6 protein-coding genes are annotated in these 8549 nt (G+C 48.4%); all 6 read right to left on the reverse strand.

The genetic code is table 11. The annotated features are described in order from the left end of the window. Positions 1-148: 148 nt before the first annotated feature. Entirely contained in the window at positions 149-3322 is a 3174-nt protein-coding gene (gene carB, locus Q8865_10125) for a carbamoyl-phosphate synthase large subunit (GenBank protein ID MDP4153772.1), read from the reverse strand. Beyond that, positions 3313-4416, reverse strand: a complete 1104-nt coding sequence (locus Q8865_10130) for a carbamoyl phosphate synthase small subunit (GenBank protein MDP4153773.1) — start codon at positions 4414-4416, stop codon at positions 3313-3315. Before Q8865_10130 ends, carB begins: the two co-directional genes overlap by 10 nt. Before the next feature lie 35 nt (positions 4417-4451). Beyond that, a complete protein-coding gene (gene pyrF, locus Q8865_10135) occupies positions 4452-5378 on the reverse strand; it encodes an orotidine-5'-phosphate decarboxylase (protein ID MDP4153774.1) in 927 nt (308 codons plus the stop codon). Between the two features lie 24 nt (positions 5379-5402). Then, positions 5403-6695 (reverse strand): dihydroorotase, encoded by a 1293-nt coding sequence (locus tag Q8865_10140; protein MDP4153775.1) that lies wholly within the window; start codon positions 6693-6695, stop codon positions 5403-5405. Further along, a complete protein-coding gene (locus Q8865_10145) occupies positions 6679-7617 on the reverse strand; it encodes an aspartate carbamoyltransferase catalytic subunit (protein MDP4153776.1) in 939 nt (312 codons plus the stop codon). The genes Q8865_10140 and Q8865_10145 overlap by 17 nt, the downstream gene beginning before the upstream one ends. Positions 7618-7832: 215 nt before the next feature. Further along, the coding region (locus tag Q8865_10150; protein ID MDP4153777.1) for a [Fe-Fe] hydrogenase large subunit C-terminal domain-containing protein at positions 7833-8549 on the reverse strand (717 nt) is incomplete at its 5' end.

Here is an 8549-nt window from a genome sequence, read left to right on the forward strand (position 1 = left end):
CCGTCGCCGCAGGCAATATTTAAAAACTGACCCGGAAGCACATTTTCAGCATAACTGCATGAAAATTTCAGGCTGTAAATGGTTTCACTAAGCCTCTCAGCACCGAGCACCTTGCATTGTTCAACAGTTTTTTGCATTTTTTTACCGCCTAAATTTTTGTGATGTCGACCATTTCAAGGTCTTCTGTCTTAAAGTTCATAAGCAGTGAGTTTACAAGCTCGCTTGCGGTATCTACCGACGTAAGGCATGGTATCGAGCGTTCAACCGCTTTGCGGCGGATTCTTACGCCGTCTTTGGTCGGGATGCGGCCTTTTGACGATGTGCTTATGACATAGTCGATCTTGCCGCTTTCAAGCAGAGTTTCAATGTTCGGCGCAGGCTCGTGCCATTTGCGAACAGCGTTTGTCGGCAGCATATTGTAATTTAATATCCTTGCGGTGTTGCCCGTTGCGTAAATCTCAAAGCCCATCCTCTGGAATTTCTCTATAACCGGGATTATTTCGTACTTATCGCTGTCTTTTACAGTGACAAGTACTCCGCCTTTACGCTTCATTTTAAAGCCTGCGGCGACAAGACCTTTATAGATCGCCTCTTTGAAGGTGTGTGCAAGACCCAAAACCTCGCCTGTCGACTTCATTTCAGGGCCAAGCTGGGTATCGACGTTGTGGAGTTTCTCAAAGGAAAATACCGGCACCTTGACCGCGACATAGTCCCCTTCCGGATAAAGTCCCGTGCCGTAACCGAGATCGCGCAGTTTTGCGCCGAGCATACAGCGTGTCGCAAGATCTACCATCGGAACGCCGGTCACCTTGCTAATATAAGGCACCGTTCTTGATGAACGGGGATTTACTTCGATTATATAGACTTCGTTATTATATATGACAAACTGGATGTTGACGAGCCCGACAACTTTCAACGATTTTGCAAGCTTATTTGTGTAGTCGACCATGGTCTGTTTAAGCTTTGACGAAATCGTCTGTGTCGGATAAACAGAAATCGAGTCGCCCGAGTGGATGCCGGCGCGCTCTACATGCTCCATGATTCCGGGGATAAGGATATCCTCGCCGTCGCAGATAGCGTCGACCTCAAGTTCCTTGCCCATAAGGTATTTATCAACCAGCACCGGATTATCCTGTTTTACCCGGTTTATGACTTCCATGAACTCTTTTGTATCCTCATCGCTGTGCGCGATAGCCATTCCCTGGCCGCCAAGGACATAGGAGGGGCGCACCAAGACAGGATAACCAAGCTCGTTTGCGGCTTTTATTGCCTCTTCAGTTGTAAATACAGTATCTCCTGCCGGACGCGGGATATTGCATTCTGATAAAATCTTATCGAACTTTTCCCTGTCCTCTGCGGCGTCGATGCTCCACGCAGGTGTGCCGATTATCGGAACACCCGACTCATCGATGTCTTTTGCAAGCTTAATCGCCGTCTGACCGCCGAACTGAACGATAACCCCATCCGGCTTTTCGACCTCAAGGACTGAACGCACGTCTTCATAAGTCAAAGGCTCAAAATATAGTCTATCAGAGGTGTCAAAATCAGTCGAAACGGTTTCAGGGTTGTTATTGACGATGATAGCCTCGTACCCGCACTGTTTTGCAGCCCACACAGCGTGAACACTGCAATAGTCGAACTCGATGCCCTGACCTATGCGTATCGGGCCGGAGCCGAAAACCACAAGCTTTTTCTTATTTGACGGGCGAGCCTCACAGGCTGCGTCTCTTGTCGCATAGTAATATGGCGTCTGCGCCTCGAATTCTGCGGCACAGGTATCAACCATCTTAAAGCTGTTGCGCTTGAAATAGGGAGGCTTTTGCCCCGACAGCTCTGTAATTACAGTGTCCGGGAATGAAAGGCGCTTTGCCTCTTCATACAGCTCGTCTGTAAGCTTTTCAGCTTTAAGCCTTTTTTCCATCTCCAAGAGGTTGTTTATGCGGTCTAAAAACCACATATCTATCTTTGTGATCTCATGTATCTCGGATGCTGTCACGCCGCGGCGCATTGCCTCGGCAACAACGAACAGACGCTCGTCGTCTATATCCTTGATTTTATTGTAAATCTCTTCATCGCTTAACTTGTCGAGCTTTTTGAGTTTGACATAAGTACAGTGGATTTCTGCAGAACGGACAGCCTTCATCAGTGCCGCCTCGAAATTGTTGGCGATCGCCATGACCTCGCCAGTCGCCTTCATCTGCGTGCCTAAAGTGCGCTTGCCGTATACGAATTTATCGAAAGGCCATTTCGGGAATTTAACGACGCAGTAATCTAGCGTTGGCTCAAAACATGCCATAGTCTTGCCCGTTACAACGTTCGGAATCTCGTCAAGGCTGTAGCCGACAGCGATTTTAGACGCAACTCTTGCGATTAGGTAACCTGTCGCCTTTGAAGCGAGAGCAGAAGAACGCGATACTCTTGGGTTTACCTCGATTACCGCATATTCAAAGCTTTCAGGGTGAAGCGCAAACTGAACGTTGCAGCCGCCCTCGATGCCAAGAGCTGTGATTATGTTTAAAGCTGAGCTTCTCAGCATCTGATATTCCTTATCAGCAAGGGTTTGAGAAGGCGCGACGACTATGGAATCTCCGGTATGTACTCCGACCGGGTCAAAGTTTTCCATGTTACAAACGGTGATGACATTGCCTTTTGCGTCACGCATGACCTCGTATTCGATCTCTTTCCAGCCCGCTATACAGCGCTCGATCAGAACTTGACCCACACGGCTGTAACGCAGACCGTTTTTGGCGATATCGGCAAGCATCTCCGGATCATCTGCAATGCCGCCGCCCGTGCCGCCAAGCGTATATGCCGGGCGCACAATAACCGGATAGCCGATTTCTTCGGCAAGTTTTAAAGCATCCTCGACATTTTCAACGACGCCTGATGGAACGATCGGTTCATTGATTTCCATCATCGTCTCGCGGAAAGCCTCTCGATCCTCTGCTTTTTTTATCGTTACAGGGTTAGCGCCGAGCAGGCGAACCCCTTGCTCTTCAAGAAAGCCGCTTTCAGCAAGCTCCATAGCCAGGTTAAGACCGGTCTGCCCGCCGAGCGTCGGGAGTAGGCTGTCGGGATTTTCTTTCTTTATTATTGTTTTCAAAAAATCGACATTAAGCGGCTCGATATACACTTTGTCCGCCATGTCTTTGTCTGTCATTATCGTGGCAGGATTAGAGTTTACCAAAACGACCTCAAGCCCCTCCTCTTTCAGAGAGCGGCAGGCCTGTGTTCCGGCATAATCGAACTCAGCGGCCTGACCTATTATGATAGGGCCTGAGCCGATGACCATAACCTTTTTGATTGATTTATTCAGCGGCATGTTTTTTCTCCTTCCATCAGCTTCATAAATTCGTCAAACAGATACCCTGTATCCTGCGGACCGGGGCAGGCCTCCGGGTGAAACTGCACCGTAAAGACAGGCGCGTCGAAATATCTCACGCCCTCGACCGTGTTGTCATTTACGTTTACGAAACTCAGCTTGCAAATGTCCTTTGGAAGAGTATCAGCAACCACAGCGTAGCCATGATTCTGGCTTGTTATATATGTCCTGTCTTTTTCGATATCAAGAGCGGGGTGATTTGCGCCGCGGTGACCGTATTTCAGTTTTTCTGTTTTTGCACCCGCCGCAAGCGCCATAAGCTGATGCCCAAGGCATATGCCGAAAATGGGCAGCCCGCTTTTTCTAAGTTTTTTAAGCTCAGATATTATTGCGGTATTTTCAGCCGGGTCTCCGGGGCCGTTTGAAAGCATAATGCCGTCATACCCGCCTTTTAAAACTTCCTTCGCGCTGGTGTCGGCAGGCAAAAGCGTCACACGGCAGCCGCGCTTTAAAAGAGAGCGCAGTATGTTGTGTTTATATCCAAAGTCATAAAGAGCAACGTTTTTAAGCATTTCGCCTTCCGGCTCAAAAACCTCTGCCTTTTTGCAGGTGACAGCATCCACAGCGCCGGTTATTACATAAGAATTTATTTTATCCATGAGTTCCGGAGACTTGATAAGGCTTTCCGCATCGTCGCCCGAAACAATGGCGCCGTTCATAACGCCCTGTTCACGTATCTTCCTTGTAACGGCGCGGGTGTCTATGCCCATTATGCCGATAATGCCCTGCTTTTTAAGGTATTCATCGAGTTTTCCGGTTTTGCGGAAGTTTGACGGGGCATCACAGCTTTCACGCACGATGAACCCCTTGCCCCATGCCTTGAGTGACTCTCCGTCCTCGTCATTTATACCGTAATTCCCCTGAATGGGGTATGTCATTGTGATTATCTGACCGTAATAAGACGGGTCGGTCAGCACCTCCTGGTATCCGGTCATTCCAGTGTTGAATACCGTTTCGCCGACTGTAACGCCGACAGCGCCGAGAGACTGCCCCTCAAACACAGTTCCGTCAGACAGACAAAGAAATGCTTTCATTGTTTCACTCCTATATCAAAATAACTATGTCAAGATCAATATGTTATCCTGCCGCCCAAAACGGAAAGCAGGTCTTCTTTCATTCTTATCGCTTCGCGGCGGGCGGCTTTGGCAAAGTCTTTGCCGTGGCAATTTTCTTTCTTCCAAGCGCACATTATGCCGCGCGAGGAATTTACGACAGCGCCGAGCCCGCGTTTGTCAAAGGCAGCCGCAGCGTCGGAAGCGCCGCCCCCCTGTGCCCCGTATCCCGGGACAAGAAAGAAGGTGGATGGGCACTGTTCACGCAGTGACGCGAGCTGTTTTGGGTATGTCGCGCCGACAACAGCCCCAGCGGCGCTGTAACCGTATTTGCCCATAAGCGTTTCGCCGTACTTCTTAACGTTCTCAGCAACGAGCTCATACAGCGTTTTGCCGTCAGAAATCCTGTCCTGATATTCGCCTGAAGATTTATTCGAGGTTTTGACTAAGATGAAGATCATCCTGTCACTGCACAGTTTTAAAAAGGGGTCTATGCCGTCTGTGCCCAGATAGGGATTGACTGTGACTGCATCCTCGTTAAAAGCTCTATAGCTTTTCCCGAATATATCAGTCTCACCAATATGTCCTTTTGCGTAAGCCTCAGCAGTCGAACCGATGTCGCCGCGCTTGACATCCCCGATAACATACAGCCCACGGCTTTTGGCATAAGCAACAGTTTCATGGTAAGCGCGGACGCCCTGCCAGCCATAGAGTTCATAATAAGCCGACTGCGGCTTCACCGCCGGCACGATGTCGCAAAGCTCGTCAATAAGCCCCTTATTGAAGCTGAGCAGTGCATTTGCGGCACATGTAAACGGATCGTCAGAGCTGTTTTTCGCCTCTTCCAAAATATGCTCCGGTATGTAGGACAGCAGCGGGTCAAGCCCCGCAACGGTCGGATTTTGTTTGTCAATTATTTTTTCTATCAGCTTATCGATCGACATATATTCCCTCTCTTTGATTATTTTTTATGCTAACTCACCCTGTGAAACGACCACTTTTCCGCCGCAGATTGTATATTTCACTGCGCCGTAAAGCTCTTTGCCGTCAAAGGGCGTATTTTTAGACTTGCTTTGTAATTTTTCGGCTTTGACCGTCCGCTTTTCGTCCTCGGAGAATATAACGATGTCGGCGGCGCCGTCTTCGCAAAGCCTGCCTTTATTAAGGCGCAGAATGTCCGCCGGCTTTGCAGTCATTTTATATAAAAGATCACTAAGCTCCATCTTTCCAGTTTTGACAAGGTTTGTTATGCCAAGAGAGAGCGCAGTTTCAAACCCGACCATTCCGCTTGCGGCGCGGTCAAATTCACAGTTCTTGCTCTCCGGGTCGTGAGGAGCGTGGTCGGTCGCTATTACGTCTATCGTGCCGTCGCAGAGGCCTTCGATAACGGCAGCAACATCGTCACTGCTTCTAAGCGGAGGGTTGACCTTTGCCGCGGTGTTATATCCCAGCACAGCCTCATGTGTAAGCGAGAAATAGTGCGGGCAGGTCTCGCATGTGACCAGCACCCCCGCCGCCTTTGCCTCACGGATTATCTGTATTCCGTTTCTGGTGCTGACATGAGCGATATGGATAGGAATGTTCAGGCTGCGTGCAAGAACAAGGTCGCGGGCGATCATTGCCTCTTCAGCCGATGCCGGAATACCGCGAAGCCCCATTATTGTGCTGTAATATCCCTCATTCATTACCCCGCCGCACACAAGGTTTGTATCCTCGCAGTGTGAGATCACAGGCGTGTCGAAGGATGCTGCATAGACCATAGCGTTTTTCATTATGTTCGAGTCCATGACAGGGCGCCCGTCGTCTGAAATCGCGACGATGCCGGCAAACTTCATCTCGCCTATGCTGGCAAGGCATTTGCCTTCAAGATTTTTAGTTATTGCGCCGATCGGGTATACATCTATGACCGCATTGGTTTTAGCCTGGCTCAAAACATATTCCACGACCGTTTTATTATCTATTACAGGATTGGTGTTCGGCATACATGCAATCGTTGTAAAACCGCCTGCCGCCGCAGAGCGGCTTCCCGTGGCGATAGTCTCCTTACGTTCAAAACCAGGCTCGCGCAGGTGACAGTGCATATCTACAAGCCCGGGCGCCACAATAAGACCTTCCGCATCGATGACCTCTGTAGCGATCTCCTCACTTATATCGTCAGGTGTGATATCGAATATCTTATCGTCTTCAATAAGAATGTTATATTTTCCAAAAAGATCGCCGCTTTTATCAATTACAAACCCATTTTTAATAAGTAATTTCATTTGCACCAACCCTTTTTGAAAACATATGAAGTATTGCCATCTGAACAGCGACGCCGTTTGTCACCTGTTCTTCGACAAGTGAACAGGGGGAATTTATGATATCGGATGAAACCTCGACGCCCTTGATGATTGGACCAGAATGGAGAAAAACCGCATCGGGTTTTGCGATTTTCATACGCTCGTCGTTCACACTGAAAAAGCGCCCGTATTCGCCCTTGGACGGGACACGCAGTTCTTTCAGCATCTCTTCCTTTACCTGAACGACCATCACAACGTCAGAGTCAATTATTGCCTCCTGCAGAGTGCTGAAAACTTCAACGCCGAGCCTTTCAAGCCCAGACGGGAGAAGAGTTGCCGGAGCGCCGACAGAAACCTTGGCGCCGAGTTTTGTAAGACCGTATATATTGCTTTTTGCGACTCTGCTGTGCATTATGTCACCTACTATTGCGACACGCAGACCGGCAATGTGTCCCTTATGCTGTAATATCGTGAACAAGTCAACAAGCGCCTGCGTCGGATGCTCGTTGAAGCCGTCTCCGGCGTTGATTACCGAACAGCGGACATTTCGAGCCGCAAGCTCTGCCGCGCCTGACATCGGATGACGTATAATTATTGTATCCGCACCCATGCGGTCAAGCGTTTTAGCGATTTCAACAAGGCTTTCACGGGGATTCTCATTGTCCTCAAACGAGACGGAAGACATCGTGCCCTGCATATACTTAGTCGCCAGAGAAAAAGACAGACGCGTCCTTGTGCTTTCCTTATAAAAAAGCTCTACTATACTCTTACCGAGCAGATGCGGCGCGCGTTTGATCGGCTGATTTACGACAAAGCGCATAGTTTCAGCACTGTGCAGAATCTGCCTTATATCATCAGGCGGAAGATCGCGAAGCCCCAAGAGATCCTTTTGACGAAAAGACATTATTTTCCCCCCAAACACCGTCTGCACCGGTTTGCATGAATTTGCATAACGACGCATATTAATGATATATTATAGCATACCGCGAACCATTCTACAATTACATTTACAATGATTATTTATCGATTTATTGTAAAATACTTATGATTTTTTCATGCAAAAAACAGCATATTATACAAGAAAAAAGCTGTGTGATAATTCACACAGCTTTTATAAAATTAATATTTATTTCTTTTTGAATAAGAAGTATGCAGGATATGATGAGCCTTGTGGCTTCCCGGTTCACCAAAATATGAATCGTAAAGTTCTTTGACAACGGGATTCTCATGGCTCTTGCGAAGAGTCATTCCGCTGTCTTCTTTATAAAGACCTTTAGCGCGTTCAACTCTTACATCAATATAATTAGTAACGCTGGACGGTTGAATGATCTGTCCGCCGCCGTTTACACAGCCGCCTGGGCAAGCCATGATCTCTACAAAATGATATTGTTTCTCACCGCTTACAACTTTTTCAAGCAGTTTCTTGGCATTGGCAAGACCAGAGGCAACGGCAACATTAATATCCATGCCGCCTATCTTATATGTCGCCTCTTTTATGTCCTCTTCAACGCCTCTGACGTCATTGAACTCAAGCTTTTCAAGCGGCTTTTTGTCAACGACCTCGGCAACAGTACGGAGAGCAGCCTCCATAACGCCGCCGGTTGCGCCGAATATATGACCTGCGCCGGAAGCAATGCCGAACGGAGCGTCGAATTCTTCATCAGCAAGCTCATTGAAGCGAACGCCCATTCTATTGATGAGTTTTGCAAACTCACGGCTCGTAAGAGCGACATCTATCGTGCGAACGCCGTTCACCTTCTGCTCTGGACGTGAAGCCTCGAACTTCTTGGCTGTGCAGGGCATGATGGAAACGACGAAAATCTTCTCTGGATCGAG

Source organism: Bacillota bacterium (assembly GCA_030705925.1).
In the GTDB taxonomy this organism is placed as follows: Bacteria; Bacillota; Clostridia; order Oscillospirales; family Feifaniaceae; genus JAUZPM01.